Raw genomic sequence first — 17030 nt, forward strand, 5'->3', positions numbered from 1 at the left:
TCGCTCCCCCCCTTCGCCGGGAAATTTTTTTCTGTTATAAGCCCGGACCCCATCTTTTCTAATTTCGGGGAAATTCCATAGGGACTTAATAAAAATCAATTTTTTGAATATAATCAATGTTGAATGTTTTGCACTCGTTTCGGATTTTGTCTCTGATTTGTTTGGAAAGTGAGTTGTATCGTTGGAAGCCCAAGCAAGATAGCGTCGACCGTTCTTTAGAGTGAATTTGTCGGAGTTCCGACAATGCAGTGGAGGAGAAAATTTTCTTGAAAGAATTAGGATTTTGAGATATAGGAAAGTTTCCGGATTTTTCCCACCGACCCACCACCTCCACCCAATCAGGGTGGGGCGCGCGTCTTTCACGGTAAAGCTGTCGGAACTACGACAAAGCCAATTCTAAAGCTAAAAATTTTTCTGATGAAAGTCGGAGCTTTGCTTTAAGGACAAGTCAGTGAAACTTGAACTTCAGATCGAGGAGCGTTTTCGGGAACCGTGAACGTCGTTTCTCTTACGATCGTTTCCGGATAACCGTCCACTCGCGCGAGATCTCCTAAACAACGAATTCTATATTCTCCCGAGTGAATGTATTTCATTCTTGTCAGAGCGCCTTGCACGGGAGAGGATATCAGAGGTAATTTCGTCTCTATATTCGTTTCGCTCGTCCGATAGATTCCGTAGTAATGAGTCGTGGACGCGGTCCCGCCTAACACCACTAAGTTGGAAGCGATCTCGGGACGAATGATTCTCGAGCGAAGAAGAAGACCTCCACCCATATTGGACTGGCCGTTGTGATCGGCGTCGCCTTTCCAATCGCTTACCGCGACTAACGTTCTCACGCCCCCCAAACCGGAAACATAAGAATGGACCATAAGATTTTCCTTCAGGTTCATTCTCACTTCCAGAATGTAAGGATCAAATCCGGGATACACGAGCATATCCCGATCGCCGTCTTCCACGGTGTAGAGAAGAGGGAACACAAGAGGAGGAAAAAGAGTCTGAGTCGTCGAATCCGCAGTAGGTTGATAACTCAAACGAGGAACGATATTCACTCCGGGAACTCTATAGTTATCAAATAAAGTCAGGTTGGAAAAAGTAAGCCCGGGTTCGGTCGCCCATGCAGTTACAAGAGAACGAAGATACATCCCCGTATAATAGTATTGAACGGGTCCGTTTCCAAAAGCTCCCCAATCGGTGGCTGAAGTCGGATCGTTGGAAGGATAAGCCACTCCCTCGCCGTTGAAAAATTGAATCGCTTTGAGTTCTCCGTCGTTTAAACGACAAGAATTCGAATTTGTCGTATAAGGAATCGTACAAAACACCTGACGATTCGGAGCGATCTCGTCCCAGAATTTTTTTGTGTCCTTTACGTTCTTGATCAAACTCAAATTGAAAAGACCTTCTTGGTATTTCGAAGACATCCGAATCTCGCCGATATCGATAAAGATAGGAAGACCACTCGCCAAAGGAATTCCGGAAGTATCAAAAACGGGGTCCAGTCCGGCTCCGGTCGCGTCCCGATAGATCTGTCCGGTTCCGTTTGAATACGATTCAAAACCAATCGGATTATCCGTAGCGTACGTTCCCTTTGCTAAAAGAAGCATTCTCTGATTGAAGAGAGTGCTGATTACAGGGTCGCTCGAACCCTTTCCGTTCCAATTTCCCACCCTACAAAAAAATAAAAGAGAACTGGAAAGAAGCAGAACAAATAAGAAAGAAGATCGGTTCATAAGAATATACTCACCATCAATCCAAATTGAAAGAATTCAGCGTCCACCACTCTGTAGTAGTTAGGGTTTGTCAGTCTCGAATCGCTGTAAGGACTTGCGTAGTAGTATTTCGACTCCGCAGGAGCGTCCAACTGAGATTCGTAGATTTTATTGTAATCGATCCGAATTCCAATTCGAATTTTTTTACCGGCGACAAAACTTGTCTCCAAACCGATGAGCATCATCGGATCCCAGCGAGAAGTATTGGAAGGTCTCGCGACGACAAACGCTTCTCCGCCGCCGGCTCGAATGATAAAAGAGATCGGAAGATCGAGAGGAATCTTATAACCTAACGCGAGATAAACGGGGATCGTAGTCAAAGCTCTTTCCGTAGCCGAAAGGTAGTTGGCGTAAAAAGCTCCCATCTCCAGGTAAAAAATCCAGGGCCAAGGAATTCTAAAAAAGAAACCTCCGCCGAGGGTCGTATCCAAATATTTCTGAGTTTCGGTTCCGGGCCAAGGATTGGAAGCTCCCATCCAAACTCCAATCTCCGGTTTTCGATTATCGTAGAACGAACCCGCGTTCTTTTCCTGTTCTTCTTCCTCGGCTTCCGCTTCTTCGTCTTCTTTGGAAACGATTCCACTCGAAGGAAGACTTCCCGATTGAGCCACCGGTCTCGGAATAAAATCGGTAAAGAATTTATTTTTTATAAAGTCCGGTTGATAACCGCCTAAAAGTTCAAAAACCCCCGGCTTCTTAGGAGACGCGGAAAGAATTCCCGGAACGAGGGTCAAAAAAAGTAGAAGGGAACGTTTGGTCGAAGTTCGAGAACAAGATAACATGATTATTTATACAAGTCCCGAAGAGAATACATCGAATCGATTGCAGGATGAGAATCGTAATAGGCCCTGATAAAATAAAGACCGTGAGGAGGAAGAGTGATACCGGCAATCGTTCTGTCTTTGGAAGAAAGAATCTGGAGAATGTTTGTATCTTTTCGTTTGCCGTTTGCGATTTCCAGAAGGGTACCCGTAAGAATCCGAATCATATTGTGAAGAAAGCCGTTCGCCCGGATCCTTACTTTGAAGAGACCGTCAAATTCCGCGCTTCGTTCCAGTCTCGCCTCTAAAATCGTCCGAACCGTGGATCGATTTTTCATGGAGATCGCCTTCGCTAAACTACGAAAATCGTGTTCTCCCTTTAATAATTCCAGTTCAGCTTCCAAGCGTGGAACGTCAATCTTATGTTGATACCAGAAGGCTCGATTTTTCCAAGTAGGTCTGGGGAACTTCGAATTGAGAATGAGATATTCGTATTCTCTTGAATTGCAGGAGAATCTGGAATCGAAATTCTCATCTACTTCCGTCATGGAAACAATGGAAACGCCCGGATCGGTGAGTGCGTTCATGCTCAGAAGAAACTTGCTGAAATTCCGTACAGTTTTTTGAGTTTTGAAATTAACAGTCATCCCACGAGCGTGAACCCCCGTGTCAGTTCTTCCCGCTCCGGATATATCGATTGGTTCCTTGAGAAGAATGGAGGCCGCTTTTTCCAGATTTTCTTGGACGCTTGGCTGTTCTTTTTGAATTTGAAAGCCGTTAAAACAAAGACCGTCGTATTCGACGAGGAGGGCGTAGTTTATTTTTCTCCTCCCATTTCTTCGATGATCTTGTTGTATTCGTCGTAGAGTTCTTTTGCCATGTCGATGATGACGGAAGGTTTGGATTTGGATCCCTTTCCCGAACCATAAAGTCTGGAAAGAGTTCTTTTCGCTCTTACCAAAAGATTGAGCTTTGCCGCCGGGTCTTGCGCGAGCTCGTCTTTGAATTTCATCGTGAGATACGCGGAAAGATAAATCACTCCGTCAAAGGCCCAGTTCTTATCCGTATCCGGTCCTAAAAGATAAGAAGCCTGATCCACGGGTTCGGATCCGCTCTGCATGATTTCCATCGTATCCGTATACCAGCTCGCGGACTTTTGGTAGAGTAGGTCTCGAACCTTCTCAAAACCCATTCCCGGAAAATCATTGTTGAGGTCGTCGAAATACCAGGCGCCTCGAACCGCACAGACCGCCTTTTTGGGAGTCGGAGCGATCGTAACCTTACGATTTTGATAACATTCGATGGCGAGGAGATAAGAAGCCGCGCCGAGAACTAAATTTCTTTCCTGATAAAAATCCAGAGGTCCTAAGATCTTTTCGAGATTGGATCTGCGCGTATCGGATTGAGAACGAATCTTTTCGTTCTCTTCGGCGTCTAACGTAGACCAGTCCTTGGAAAATGCGGAATAAAGACAACGAGGACATACGCTTACGACATAATCATTCGGGCTGACACGACCGAACTTTCGATTTTTTTCGTAGAGTCTTCTGAGTTCGATCGTAAGTTTGCCCGCGATCAAACGACCTCCACCCTGGAACATGTTTTCCTTTTGGTGTACTTCGTGGCAGATCGGACAGACCGTATCTTCCTTTGCGCGGAATGAGATCTTTTTTCCTTGTGCGATTGCGGTGGCTGTCATATTCTTATCTTTGAAAAACCCGAAAAAAACAAGCGTAAGCTGTCAATTCGGACACCATTCTAACCGATAGAGTAGGAAGAAAAGCACTAATTTCTGTGTTGCCCCGGGCCTTGAATCCGGAGAAACTTTGGAAAAGGTTAACCGATGAAACGACTGATTCTCATACTAATAGCAATCTCCATTCTTCCTGTTTCCGTATTTGGAGAGGCGGTCTCAAGCAAAGCCTACAAAAAAAGGGTGGAGTTACTGACTTATCTCCGCGCGATCGAACCGATTGTACGCAACTACAAGGGCGAGGTTCCTGGAGGACAGAATCAGCAGAACGCGGGAACGCAGCCTGCAGCCGGAAGTCAAACAGGGACAACTCCTGAGCCCGACGGTGACAGAGTCAAAAAATACAAGGAACTAAAAAGACTCTACCAAGAAGGGCTTCAATACTACTTTGAAAACAATCACGTAAACGCCTATCGTAGATTCTTAGAAGCTCAACTCGGAACCGAAATGCTTCTGGAAGAGCTTTCCCAATACTATGTGGAAAGAAGTGATGAAATTTTAAAAGCGGCGATCGAGAAGAAAAATCAAAACAATCCCGAGGACAGAAACCTCGTGGACATCGCGATCGAGTTGAGTAAAAATTCTTTTATCGTAAGAGATATGACTGCGGATCGGGAATCTCCTCTCACAAGAAGAATGTACAACCCGAGAGACTTTCACTACGTAACCAACAAATACGCGATTGAGAAGAATATGGAAACCGGTTACAAGTTTCTTGGCCTTGCAAAAGAAACTCGGAACAACGCTCTCAAGATCGAAAAACATCTCGAGAAACACCAAAAATTGCAACCGAGCCATAGAAAGCATAGAATCGAGCACTATCTCGCGGCGATTCAACTCTGTAGAGATGCGAGAGCGAATGCGATCAATATCTTCAAATTAAAATATCCTTACGACAACTACTTCCTCTTTAAGAGCGACGCGAAGACAGAAGCGATTCGCGACGACGAAGGAAAGGCCGGTCCTTCCGACGTAGTAACGTTGCAAGGCGCGACCTATGATTTTTCACAGAACCCGACTCTCGAATATGATCACAGGATGAGTCCCGTTTTTGACAGAAGAATTCCGGAAGAATACCGCAGAGACGCTGTGGACGTTTTGGAAAGAATTTTCGACGACGAAGTCAAAAACAGAATTTATCTAAAATGGGATCCTGAAAAAAGGAAACAGTTGATGGGTGAGAAGAAGTAACCCGGAAACCAACGTTCATTTTGGAACTTCGATTCTAAAAAGCCGAATCCTGTTCGGTAAACGAAAGCCCGCCTTCAAAAGCGGGCTTTTTCTTTTTGAAAACTAGCTTTTCTAAAAATGGAATCCTTCAAAAAATTGCTTTCGATGAACCCATTGAAATTTATGGAGAGCCGCTTAGGTCGCTTTCCAAAATCCTATCGCAGGATTGTATTAAAAACGTATTTGATTACGCTTCCGCTCGTATTCAGTTGGGCGTTCCCAAGTCTCATTGCAGGCTTATTCTTCGCGCTGATTCGCAACCAAGAGAAAAAAAATCAGGCCTTCCTTCGAGGTTCCGCGACCTGGGGAAGAACGGTTCAATGGATGACCGGAACCAAATTTTTAAGGCTTGGTGAAATCAATGTTCCTCAAAAGGGATATATGGTTTTTCTCAATCACGTAAACGAACTCGATTTCCCCTACGATTGTCTCGTAGTAAACAAACCGTTTTTAGCAAATCAAGTGATCAAAAAAACTTTGATCGCGTATTGGTGGATGAAGGCGATGGGATCACAGGTTTTCGAATCTTCCAAGGCGACGACGATCGCGGTTTCGGTTCGAAGTCTTTTGAAAGGATTACACAAGACTTCGTTTATCGTTTATCCGGAAGGTCATAACTCTTATACCGAAGAGATCCAACCGATGCAAAAGGGAATGATCAAACTCGCGTTTGAGAATAAGATTCCGGTAGTAGTCGTTTTGAAATCCGGAATCACGGGATATCAAATGATGGAAAAAGGATTTGTTGTAGCTTACAAACAGATCGGAAGTTACGATCCTACCAAGTTCGGAACCTGGGAAGAATTCAGAGACTTTCTTTTTGAAACGATGAGCAAAGAAAAGAAAATTCTCGACGCTTCTCTTTCTTCGGAAGCAGGGAAAGAAACGGTGTTGGCCTCTTGATCTCTAAACTTTTGATAGCGAATCGCGGAGAGATCGCGGTTCGTGTTATACGCACTTGTAAAAAACTCGGTATCAAAACCGTAGCCGTCTATTCGGACGCGGACAAGGATTCTCCTCACGTAAAACTCGCCGACGAATCCGTGTATGTGGGAGAGCCGACTCCTTCTTCTTCTTATTTGAATATTCCGAATATACTCGAAGCCATTCGTAAGACCAAGGCGGAAGCCGTTCATCCGGGATACGGGTTCTTATCCGAAAAACAGGAGTTCGCAAAGGCTTTGGAAAAAGAGGGAATTCTTTTTTTGGGACCGACTCCGGAATCCATGGAACTGATGGGAGATAAGATCAATTCTAGAATCAAGATGGAAGCCGCGGGAGTTCCGGTCGTTCCCGGATACAACGGACAAAATCAGGATCCCAAAAATCTGGAAAAGGAAGCCCAAAGAATCGGATATCCTTTGATGATCAAGGCCACCGCGGGCGGGGGTGGAAAGGGAATGAAACGGGTTTATAAACCGGAAGAATTTCTTTCCTCACTCGAGTCCGCCCAGAGAGAAGCACAGAAAGCGTTCGGAGACGGAACCGTCTTTATAGAAAAATACATAGAAACTCCGAGACATATCGAAGTACAGGTGTTTGGCGATAAACACGGAAACGTTATGCACCTCTTTGAAAGAGAATGTTCGATTCAGAGAAGACACCAAAAGGTGATCGAAGAATCTCCGGCTCCGAATCTTCCCACCGCCTTGCGAGACGAGATCTGTCAGGTCGCGGTCAAAGCCGCTCAGTCGATTCAATACGTCGGCGCCGGAACCGTGGAATTCATTCTTGGTAAAGACGGAAAGTTTTACTTTTTAGAGATGAACACTCGACTTCAGGTAGAACATCCGGTCACCGAATATATCACGGGACAAGATCTTGTGGAATGGCAGATCCGAGTCGCTGAAGGAAAAAAACTTTCCGACCTCACACAAGGAAAGTCGATCACTCAAAACGGACACGCGATCGAAGCAAGAATCTACGCGGAAGATCCGGAGAACAACTTTCTTCCTTCCACCGGTATATTAGAATATGTTGAATTTCCGGATCGAGAATTTCTCAGGGTCGACACGGGCGTGGAAACTGGATCGGAGATCACCGTATTTTACGATCCGATGATCGCGAAGATGATCTCTTGGGGAAAGACGAGAGAAGAGGCGACGACACGTTTGCGAGAATCCATCGACTCCACGGTGATCTTCGGACCCGTGACTAACACATTCTATCTTTCCGGTATTCTTTCTCACGAAGAATTTAAGAAAGGACTGACTCATACACATTTTTTGGAAGAGCAGACGATCGCATTTACGCCGGATCGTGAAATTCAAGCCGACGCGTTTTCATTTGCGGCCGCGGCGCTTTCCGAAAAGAAAAAGTCTTCCGGAATTTGGGAAGCGGTAGGACCGGGAGGTCTTTGGTGATCGAAGAAAATTTTCGTTTTAGACATAGGGAAGAAGAAATTCCCGTAAGAGTTCGTTCCAGTTCTCCCGGAGTCACTTCCGTATCGATCTTGTTAGACGGAGTTACTCACGACTTTCAGATCTCCAGAAACTTTCAGAGCGAAGGGAACGGTCTTTTTTCAGGTCCCGGTAATCACTGGAGAATTCTTCGAAGAGGAAATCAGATCTTCATTCACTACAGAGGATGGAATACAAAAATTCTTCTTTCCAATCGAGAGATCCATCTCGAAGAGGGAAGCGGCGGTTTTATCAAAAGTCCGATGCCGGGAAAGGTGATTCGAGTTTTGGTTTCCTCCGGTTCTTCCGTTAAAAAGGGAGCGATTCTTGCGATCGTGGAAGCGATGAAGATGGAAAACAATATCCTCGCTCCCGGAGACGGAATCGTAGAAGAAGTTTCCGTTGTGGAAGGAAGTATGGTTTCTCAGGACGATCTGATTTTGAAGTTGAATCTGGGTTCAAAATCATAAGAATTTTAGAATGTTCTAAATTGATTCTTTCCAAGGGCAACCACCGGAATCGGGGTTGCCTTTCTTTTGTTTTCTCAAAAAAGAAGGTTTGCGGGATTTCAAGTTTTCTCTTAGATAAAATCTTCACAAAACGTCTTCTCGAAAATCAAACAAAAAATAAACACATTTATTTCCTGCTATCGTAGGATCCGGTTTACTTGATTTCTTTGCAGAATGTTTTCCAGGTCAAAACACCGGTTCTTTCTTCGATAATAGCGGCTTGACATTCTTTGTCGGTTTCAAATTGGCCAAGAACGATATTTCCCCGTACGGAGTTCAGGCAAAGTACCCAAACACTTACAAACATCAGAAATTTTTTCATCGCAAAATCCTCCGGAATAGTGGTCGTTTTATCTGCTGATTCTTAATGCATAGACGGGTATTTTTTTCATAAATCCCTCGGAGGTTTTGGAAAGATCTTCCGTTTTTAGTATATAAAGTTTTTCGTATGGAGGTATATTTCGTTTAATACAAAAAGGCTATCTATTTCATTCAAAAATTTGAATCTATCGTGCTCCATCGTTCTTTCGACAGGAACTTCTTGAGACTTTCGTTTTTAATGAAATTGTTCGATCTAAGGGAACCTGTTAAAACAAGAATTCAATGAACGCTTTTGCGTGCAGGTATTTCGTTTTTCTGATAATTTTAAGGTCATTTTATGGAAATTTTTTCGATCATTCTATACTTTGTTACGGTTTTGTTTTTTACAGCGGATCTTTTCTCGGAACAGGAACTTTCGATGGAAGAAACCGAAGCGTTTTTTTCCAAACATCCAGAGTTCATTTCCAACGGCTTTGATTTTCCTGTGGGATTTCCGAATGCAAAGGGTTATATCGATAAACAGCCGTTTGGCGCCAGTTTTCATTTAGGTGAAGATTGAACGCGATCGGAAGAAATGACTACGGAGATCCAGTGTATGCGGTCTCTCATAGAATTGTAAAACTTGCAAGAGCTGAAGGGCCGGGTTGGGGCAATGTTGTGTCTCTATTTTGGTGTATTGAAACGGCGACCTGAATGAAGTCGCCGTTTCTCCGTTACGGGTCGACTGATTTTTTTCGTATTAGAGTCTAAAAGTATATTCTACTATTTGAATATAACATTGGTAAATCAAGTTGACCTTTCACGGCTTACGGAGTCGAATAGATCCGTATTTCTGGATTTGCTTTGAGCAGGGGTTTGAGAGCGCTCACCACGTCTTTTGCGAAGAGGTCGCTCGTGAGATAGGCTTCCGCTTGTTTTCGTGTTGCAAATACGTGAAGAACCTGAACGTCCTCGTCTCGTATCATCAGTTCTTTTGATTTGGCGCCCGCGATTGTTTTAAGAAACGGCTTCTTGAACTTCTCATATACTCCGGCCGCTGCGGGACGATCGTTTGTATCGACCTTGAGGGTGATTTCAAGATATGCCTTTTCGGCAAAAATCATTGTTGGCAACGAGAGCAGAAATGCAACGAGCAAGCCAAAAATTGATTTTCTCATTGTAAAGGCTACTATTCTATTCATTCGTAATTCTCCTTAAAGATACGTGATTATACTTTTCTATTTGGAAGTGAGCTTGTATAATACTGCAGAGTTGAGAAAAAACTTTACAAGCTGACGCTAAGGAAATTGATTTGAGCATGCCTGATCGAGACGAGATGATTTGTATTTGGGGAAGTCGTTGTCTGTTTGCCGGCCACCTTCCGGATTTAACGTTACGCCGCAGGGCGGCCGCAACGGTTTGTATCAGCTTGGATGAAGAATTCCAGGTTTCTTTGAACGATACGGATTGGATGAGTTTTCGAACCGCGCTGATCCCTCCAATGGTGGATCATTCCATTCGATTTTCGGGCGGATTTTGTGTATTACTTTTTATGGATTTGAGCAGTCCCAATTACGAATCTTTAAAAACCTCGAACGCGGAAAGGGAGAATGAGGAAGGTATCTTTCTAACCTTAAGAGAAGAAAGACAACTGTTTGATAAGATCGACCAAATCTTATCGGCGGATGGGGACGCGTCTCTGATCGAATTGTTAAATCAGATTCCTCCGATATCGGGTAATGAATCTCGGATGATTGACGACCGAATTCAGAAGATTGTTGAAATGATTACGGCGATGCCGCAAGAAGATCATTCTGCAAAAGATTTGGCGGATCTCGCCGGTATGTCCGTTTCAAACTTGGAACATCAATTCAAAAGGGAAGTTGGCATTCCATTTCATTCTTTTCGTACTTGGTTTAGACTCAAGTTGACGGTCTATTCGCTTCTACATGGAATGAGTCATACGGATGCTGCGCATCGGGCTGGATTTTTCGACTCCGCTCATTTTACGCGAACCTTTCGCGCGACGTTCGGGTTACCTCCTTCTGAAATTTTCAGAAACACAAGAAGATTGAAATCGTTTATCGAAGTCCCGGCGAGCTACGCAGAATCTTGGTAGTTAGGAATAAAACGTTTCTTTCTTCCTAACTTTTCTTTTTATTCGAAACTGAGATACGTTGTCATCGGGCCTTTGCCTTTCACATCCACGAGTCTGCGCATTTCGATCCGCGATTTATCGTTCAGTAGATTGAAAGTTGTTTCTGAAATCTGGATTCTTCCGGACACTCCGTGTGATTCCAGGCGACTCGCCGTGTTTACGGCGTCACCCCAAAGATCATAAGCAAATTTCTTTCGACCGATGACTCCGGCAACTACCGGTCCCGAATGAATACCGATCCGCATTTTCAAGGGATTGCCAGTCGGATCTTTTAAAGTTTTCGTAAACTTTTGCATTTCAACCGCCATCTGCATTGCATGTTCCGCGTGACTTTCACTCCAGATCGGAATTCCCGCAACGGCCATATACGCGTCTCCTATCGTTTTTATTTTTTCCATTCGATATTTCTCGGCGAGTACGTCGAAATGCGAAAACACGTCGTTCAGGAAATGTACCAATGCCTCCGGAGATACTTTCTGAGAAATTACCGTGAAATTTTCTATATCGGCAAATAGAATCGATACCATCGGATATCCATCCGCAATGGTCGACGGATTTCGCTTTAATCTTTCGGCAATGGGCGCGGGAAGGATATTCAGCAACAGGGTCTCCGCACGATCGTGTTCTTGTTTGTTCTTGGAAATAAAATAGTATAAGCTGAAGAAAGTCAAAGTTCCGGCGCCTACAATGTTGATTACAAAAAACAGGATTCGTAGTTTAGGTTCTACTGTTGGCGTCGGCAAGAGCGGATGTAATTCTGCAAATCCCGCTAATACCAAAACGATAAGAAATAACCCGAACCATAACAGACCGTGACGGATCGGACCAAAGGAAAGAGCCCCGAGCGGACACAGGATCGCCCAAATGATGACGGCTCCCGAGTTTTCAAAACCGCCTAAGCTGAGTTGTAAAAATACCGGAAGTATTAGAATAAAAAGAAACTGAAGAAATCGAAAGGCCAAATATTTTCCGGTACCGAAGACAAAGAGCAGACTGAGTAAACTCAAAATCGCATAACCTCCCGGAATCATTGCCGATTGCGGAAAACCTAATGCGTAATAGAGGGCTCCCCATAAAAAGCCCGCGGCTGTAAAAGCTATCGAGAAAATAATCAGCGCGTTTTTGTGAAGTTTATCGCGCTCTGTTATTTGGATGTTTGGAGACATGGTATCCTTAGTAGACGATTGGAAAGAAATTTACGGTACGGTTTCTCCGTATCATAACCTTCATAGAGTATTCTTCGCTTGTATAATACTGCAGACCCTTTTAAAAAAAAATAAAGATCCCGATAAAACTTTTCGAGGCATTGCAGGATTATACAAGGCGCTTCGATTGCGTCGCGCTATACTACGGTCCATGAACATTTCGATTTGTGAACGGACCGAGATAAGAAAAAAATCGAGTTTAGAAATCTTACGTTGGAATCATTTTCAAAAGAGAATGAACGACTCCAAAGGGTTTGTATGAAAGGGATTCTCTTTTATCAACTTTTTGAAACTCAGTCTTCGACCTATACATATTTGATCGCCGATCGAGAGACAAAGGAAGCGGCAATCATCGATCCGGTGTGGGAGACCGTGGATCGGGATCTAAAACTAATCCGCGAACTCAATGTGCACCTAACGTATATTTTAGAAACTCATATTCACGCGGACCATATAAGCGGAGCCGACGAGATTCGTAAGAACACGCTGGCGCAAACCGCTGTAAGCGCGTTAGCCGGAATCGAATGCGCGGATATACCGCTCGAAGACGGTCAGGAACTGACGCTTGGAAACAAAATCATAAAGGCAATTGCAACTCCAGGACATACGAACGCGTGTATGAGTTTTTTCTTTGAAGGAATGGTGTTTACGGGAGATTCCCTCCTCATTGGTGGAACCGGAAGAACCGATTTTCAGGAAGGTTCCGCGACCACGTTGTATGAAAGTATCACACAGAAGCTCTTCTCTCTTCCGGAAGATACCAGGGTCTATCCGGGGCATGACTATCACGGTCGAACCACCACCACGATCGCTCTGGAAAAAAAATCAAATCCCCGCATCGGGGGCGATCGTTCGAAAGAAGAATTTAGAAAAATCATGAGAGAACTAAAACTCGAGACTCCTAAAAAAATGCACCTTGCAGTCCCTGCAAATTTAGCCTGCGGCAAATTGGAACCGGTAAGAGTTATGAATCCGCAGACAATATCCGGAATTCCTACGGTGTCGAACGGGGAAGTATTCGAGAAGATCGGAAAAGTAAAAATTATCGATGTACGTTTTCCCGGAGAATTCTACGGAGTGCTCGGACATATTCCCACGGCTCGACTCGTGACGTTGGGTTCGGAGTTCACTAGATTCTTAGAAGCCGGTGATCGTTTTGAAGAGATCGTTTTTGTCTGTAGAAGCGGAAAACGTTCCAACCAAGCTACGGAAGAAAGCATTCGTTTAGGTTATAAATTCACAGCTAGCATGGCAGGCGGTATGTTGAATTGGAATGAGAGATTGCTGCCGAAGGAGTCAGAGGAATGACGACAGAATGGATTATGGGATTGATCGGAGGAGCGGTGATCGGTATCGCCGTTTCTTTGATGCTTTTATGGAATGGAAGAGTTACCGGAGTCAGCGGTATCTTGTACGGAGTTCTGATTCCGGTGAAAGGTGATACGGAATGGAGATGGTACTTTCTAGTAGGGTTGTTACTCGGCGGACTTTCTTTGAAGGTCACGGCTCCCGATCTTTTAGCGGTTCAGATTCAAACGAATGCATGGATCGGATCGATCGCAGGCGTGTTAGTCGGTTTCGGAGCGATGTTGGGTGGAGGTTGTACGAGCGGACATGGGGTTTGCGGAGTCAGCAGATTTTCCATCCGATCGATCGTAGCCACGATTCTTTTTATGGGCGCCGGCATGACGGCTGTAATGTTACTTCGAAAAATCGGGTTGATCGTATGAAGTATAACGTAGGCGCGTTGATCGTAGGTTTGTTATTCGCAATCGGCTTGGGGGTCTCCGGCATTTTGCAACCGGCGAACATAGTAGGCTTTCTGGATGTTTTTGGAAAGTGGAATCCAACGCTTCTTTTTACGATGGCGGGCGCGGTCGGCATTCACTTCATCACTTACAGATTGATACGAAAGAGAAAAACTCCGATGTTTTCAAAGGATTGGTTTGTCCCAACTCGACAGGAAATCACTCCGGCTCTGGTCATTGGAAGTACAGTTTTTGGAATCGGTTGGGGCTTGGGCGGTTATTGCCCGACGGTTTCCGTTACTTCTCTCGCGAGCTTTGAACTGCGACCGCTCATAGTTTTTCTTAGCGTGATCTTGGGAATGCTTCTGTTTAAATTCATGGATAAAAAAATGAATTTGAAAACGAAGCTGGAATAAAATACAAACCACGATGCCCATCCTCGGTTATATCGCATCGTTTCTAATGGGAACTTCGTTTGGGCTCATCGGCGCCGGTGGGTCCATTCTCATGGTTCCCATTCTTTTTTATTTTTTTGGACAGGATGCGATGCGTGCCACGACAAACTCGCTCTTTGTAGTCGGGGTTACTGCGTTTATCGGAGCTCTTCTAAAAGCAAGAAGCGGCAATATCAATGTGAGAATAGGGATTCTTTTCGCGCTCCCGAGTTTTGTCGGCATCTATGTCACAAGACATTTTATTCTTACCTCGATTCCGGACATCTTGATCGCGGGCTTTGGCGTCACCATCACCAAATCGCTGTTAGTGATGAGCGTCTTTGCGATTATAATGGGGTTTAGTTCTTGGGCTATGATTCGTTCGTCCAGTTCCTCTTCCATAGAATCGTCTCCATTTGAGTTGAATCCAATGAACTTTCTAAGAATTGGATTCAAAGGACTGATCGTCGGCGCGATTACCGGCTTTGTCGGAGCCGGCGGAGGTTTTCTGATCATCCCTGCGCTCGTTCTTCTCCTCAAGTTTCCGATCAAACTCGCCGTAGGAACTTCACTTGCGATCATCGCGGGGAATTCTCTTTTCGGATTTGCAATCAGTTTTCCATCGGTGCAGACGGAAGACTACCCCTTGCTTCTGACAATCTGTATCTTAGGAATTGGAGGAATGTTCTTGGGACAGATTCTTTCCTCAAAAACGAATGAACGATATCTGAAAAGAGGCTTTGGCTACTTTGTGTTTCTGATTGCCTCTTTCATTTTGTGGGATCAGGGCTTACGTTTATAAGATCTATCCGTAAAATTTTCCATTCTTTGATTCTCATTTTTGAAAGTTAAGAAATACGTTCTTAAGGAGCTTGGACCTCATTTCAATAAGAGCTATGTCTGTAAATATTACGCGAAGGAAGGAATGACAAAGAATTGTACGATTTCGGATCTCATATATACTTTCGATTAGATGGGAAGTTGTGTCGTCGAAAATGGTCCCGTTCCCTTCGGTTCCAATCGAAATTCTAACCGATTCCGAGGCGTCATAAGGGCAGTTTCCTCTGTTGAACATATTATACCGAATGTTATAAAAAAGTTGCTTGAGACCCGAGATTTCCTAACGTATTTCCAAATTCCTGGAAAAATCCTATTGACAGTATGCGCCTGAACAGTTTCCGTTTTGATCTGAAATATATAAACAGGAACTCCATGAAGAATTTTCTGAAAATCGTAAGTATTACAGTATGCCTACTCATTCTACCCATAATCACGGGGACTGTGTACGGACAAGAGAAAGAGGACTGTTCAAAGCTCGCCTTTGTTGATTATAGTTCCAGAACTCCGAGAAAGGACTTACCCTTTCCAATCTCGGAGATGAGACGTCTGAGACCCGAAGACATCTGTAAAAAAAAGGAAGGCTGGTTTCCAACGGGTCTTCCTCTTTTGAATTCGGATCCGAACGTGGGAGTTGGTTATGGGATTCGAGTGTTTTTGATCAACAATGGAAAAAAATCGGATCCGTTTTTCGAGTATACCCCGTATCGATTTCGGATGTTTGCACAGTATTTTAATACGACCAAAAACAGACAATATCAAGACGTAAGCTTTGACGCTCCCTATGTTTTTGATACCCAATGGAGAATGCGAGGGGATTTGATCTACGATACAAATCCGAATACTCTTTATTACGGGATTGGTGAGAAATCTCTGCAACCGCTTTCTTATCAGGAAAGAAATCAACCCGGCGGAGAAATCGTAAGAAATTCTACTTATCACAATCGGGAACAAAATATCTTTTTCACGAGACCGGGCGGCCCCGGGGATCCGGTAGATTTTCAGGGAACAAACTATTCCGGTTTTCCAGCGAACGATGCGTTTCGTGTGACTGATAGAATGTACAACCGTTATGACATCCGTTCTCCGCAGGCGAACCTGAGTGGTGAGAGAAACTTTTTTGGCGGGTTAGTCCGTATGGTTGCCGGCGTGAGAGTTTCGCAAAACATCATTAAGACGTTTGACGGCCAGTTTTTAAAGAGCACGGATCCTCTTACGGAAGGAACTCCTTTTAGTAATTCCGGCACGGCACCAAACGCAAAAACGAAGGTAACCGAAGACTCGGAAGCTGGAAAAATTATCGGGGCGAACGGTGGAAATGTAAACTCGGTGCGTTTCGGTCTCGTTTTGGATACGAGGGACTTAGAACCGGATCCAAACCGAGGAATCTTCTTGGAAGCAACTTATGAAAAAGTTGCAAAGTCCTTGGGATCCGATTTTCAATATTCCAAATATTTTACGCAGATGAAATTTTTCTACAGTCCTTTTCCGAAAGTTTTTGATAAACTGGTCATTGCGGGTCGTGGAGCCTTCGGTATGACGGACGGAGATGCGCCTTTCTTCGAATACAGAAACCTTTGGTCCACAGAAGGTGGTATCACGGGACTCGGTGGTCTTAGAACTCTTCGCGGTTATAAGCAGGATCGTTTTTCCGGTAAGGCGATGGGATGGGGAAACTTAGAACTTCGTTGGAAGTTTTTTGATTTTAACGTTTTCGGTCAGCACTTTGCGTTGAACCTGGTTCCTTTTGTGGACTTTGGTCGCGTCTGGGATGACGAACACAATGTCGGATTAAAGGATTATAAATATTCCCGAGGTTTGGGATTTAGAATCGCTTGGAACCAAAGTACGATCCTGATGTTGGACTACGCTGTTTCCAAAGAAGACAAACAAATATTTATGAACTTTAACCATATATTCTGAGGGAATC

General features: G+C 44.3%; 17 protein-coding genes and 1 pseudogene. 11 read left to right on the top strand and 7 right to left on the bottom strand.

Features of this window, described 5'->3' with window-relative positions:
* Nucleotides 1-437: 437 nt before the first annotated feature.
* The 4 genes from A0128_RS07025 to A0128_RS07045 are packed head-to-tail and all read right to left on the bottom strand — an operon-like array spanning nucleotide 438 to nucleotide 4226.
* Nucleotides 438-1727, bottom strand: coding sequence for an LIC11270 family surface protein (locus A0128_RS07025; protein ID WP_069606859.1), 1290 nt, complete (start codon nucleotides 1725-1727; stop codon nucleotides 438-440).
* Nucleotides 1724-2548 carry a hypothetical protein gene (locus tag A0128_RS07030; protein WP_069606860.1) on the bottom strand — a complete coding sequence of 275 codons (825 nt, stop codon included), beginning with the start codon at nucleotides 2546-2548 and terminating at the stop codon, nucleotides 1724-1726. Before A0128_RS07030 ends, A0128_RS07025 begins: the two co-directional genes overlap by 4 nt.
* 2 nt (nucleotides 2549-2550) lie before the next feature.
* Nucleotides 2551-3438 (bottom strand): tRNA pseudouridine(38-40) synthase TruA, encoded by an 888-nt coding sequence (truA, locus tag A0128_RS07035; protein WP_345788274.1) that lies wholly within the window; start codon nucleotides 3436-3438, stop codon nucleotides 2551-2553.
* Nucleotides 3345-4226, bottom strand: coding sequence for a DUF2225 domain-containing protein (locus A0128_RS07045; protein ID WP_069606863.1), 882 nt, complete (start codon nucleotides 4224-4226; stop codon nucleotides 3345-3347). The genes truA and A0128_RS07045 overlap by 94 nt, the downstream gene beginning before the upstream one ends.
* A 144-nt stretch (nucleotides 4227-4370) precedes the next feature.
* Between A0128_RS07045 and A0128_RS07050 the strand changes: the two genes are divergently transcribed.
* The 4 genes from A0128_RS07050 (at nucleotide 4371) to A0128_RS07065 (ending at nucleotide 8379) form a co-directional block, all read left to right on the top strand.
* The gene (locus A0128_RS07050; protein ID WP_069606864.1) at nucleotides 4371-5471 is read left to right on the top strand and encodes an LIC11274 family protein; all 1101 of its coding nucleotides are present in this window, start codon (nucleotides 4371-4373) and stop codon (nucleotides 5469-5471) included.
* Nucleotides 5472-5615: 144 nt separating this feature from the next.
* The gene (locus tag A0128_RS07055) at nucleotides 5616-6413 is read left to right on the top strand and encodes a lysophospholipid acyltransferase family protein (RefSeq protein WP_069609174.1); all 798 of its coding nucleotides are present in this window, start codon (nucleotides 5616-5618) and stop codon (nucleotides 6411-6413) included.
* A complete protein-coding gene (locus A0128_RS07060) occupies nucleotides 6410-7873 on the top strand; it encodes an acetyl-CoA carboxylase biotin carboxylase subunit (protein WP_069606865.1) in 1464 nt (487 codons plus the stop codon). Before A0128_RS07055 ends, A0128_RS07060 begins: the two co-directional genes overlap by 4 nt.
* On the top strand, nucleotides 7870-8379 hold the full coding sequence (locus tag A0128_RS07065; protein WP_069609175.1) for an acyl-CoA carboxylase biotin carboxyl carrier protein subunit: 510 nt from the start codon (nucleotides 7870-7872) through the stop codon (nucleotides 8377-8379). The genes A0128_RS07060 and A0128_RS07065 overlap by 4 nt, the downstream gene beginning before the upstream one ends.
* A gap of 193 nt (nucleotides 8380-8572) precedes the next feature.
* On the opposite strand, the gene A0128_RS22045 is transcribed toward A0128_RS07065, so the two are convergent.
* On the bottom strand, nucleotides 8573-8740 hold the full coding sequence (locus A0128_RS22045; RefSeq protein WP_156781789.1) for a hypothetical protein: 168 nt from the start codon (nucleotides 8738-8740) through the stop codon (nucleotides 8573-8575).
* A 336-nt stretch (nucleotides 8741-9076) separates the two neighbouring features.
* Between A0128_RS22045 and A0128_RS07070 the strand changes: the two are divergent.
* Nucleotides 9077-9405: pseudogene (locus A0128_RS07070) on the top strand (M23 family peptidase); the annotation flags it as partial.
* 140 nt (nucleotides 9406-9545) lie between these two features.
* On the opposite strand, the gene A0128_RS07075 reads toward A0128_RS07070, so the two are convergent.
* Nucleotides 9546-9920 (bottom strand): hypothetical protein, encoded by a 375-nt coding sequence (locus A0128_RS07075; protein ID WP_218918952.1) that lies wholly within the window; start codon nucleotides 9918-9920, stop codon nucleotides 9546-9548.
* Between the two features lie 116 nt (nucleotides 9921-10036).
* On the opposite strand from A0128_RS07075, the gene A0128_RS07080 reads away from it, so the two are divergent.
* On the top strand, nucleotides 10037-10837 hold the full coding sequence (locus A0128_RS07080; RefSeq protein ID WP_245667209.1) for a helix-turn-helix domain-containing protein: 801 nt from the start codon (nucleotides 10037-10039) through the stop codon (nucleotides 10835-10837).
* A 38-nt stretch (nucleotides 10838-10875) separates the two neighbouring features.
* On the opposite strand, the gene A0128_RS07085 is transcribed toward A0128_RS07080, so the two are convergent.
* The gene (locus A0128_RS07085; RefSeq protein WP_245667210.1) at nucleotides 10876-12042 is read right to left on the bottom strand and encodes an adenylate/guanylate cyclase domain-containing protein; all 1167 of its coding nucleotides are present in this window, start codon (nucleotides 12040-12042) and stop codon (nucleotides 10876-10878) included.
* A gap of 297 nt (nucleotides 12043-12339) precedes the next feature.
* Between A0128_RS07085 and A0128_RS07095 the strand changes: the two genes are divergently transcribed.
* The 5 genes from A0128_RS07095 (at nucleotide 12340) to omp85 (ending at nucleotide 17023) form a co-directional block, all read left to right on the top strand.
* Nucleotides 12340-13389, top strand: a complete 1050-nt coding sequence (locus A0128_RS07095) for an MBL fold metallo-hydrolase (RefSeq protein WP_069606867.1) — start codon at nucleotides 12340-12342, stop codon at nucleotides 13387-13389.
* Nucleotides 13386-13811, top strand: a complete 426-nt coding sequence (locus A0128_RS07100) for a YeeE/YedE family protein (protein ID WP_069606868.1) — start codon at nucleotides 13386-13388, stop codon at nucleotides 13809-13811. The genes A0128_RS07095 and A0128_RS07100 overlap by 4 nt, the downstream gene beginning before the upstream one ends.
* Entirely contained in the window at nucleotides 13808-14245 is a 438-nt protein-coding gene (locus tag A0128_RS07105) for a DUF6691 family protein (protein WP_069606869.1), read from the top strand. Before A0128_RS07100 ends, A0128_RS07105 begins: the two co-directional genes overlap by 4 nt.
* A gap of 13 nt (nucleotides 14246-14258) precedes the next feature.
* Complete coding sequence (locus A0128_RS07110) at nucleotides 14259-15065, top strand: sulfite exporter TauE/SafE family protein (protein ID WP_069606870.1); 807 nt, start codon at nucleotides 14259-14261, stop codon at nucleotides 15063-15065.
* Between the two features lie 410 nt (nucleotides 15066-15475).
* Nucleotides 15476-17023, top strand: a complete 1548-nt coding sequence (gene omp85 / locus A0128_RS07115) for an Omp85 family outer membrane protein (RefSeq protein ID WP_069606871.1) — start codon at nucleotides 15476-15478, stop codon at nucleotides 17021-17023.
* Nucleotides 17024-17030: the final 7 nt, after the last annotated feature.

It is taken from the genome of Leptospira tipperaryensis, from assembly GCF_001729245.1.
In the GTDB taxonomy this organism is placed as follows: Bacteria; Spirochaetota; Leptospiria; order Leptospirales; family Leptospiraceae; genus Leptospira; species Leptospira tipperaryensis.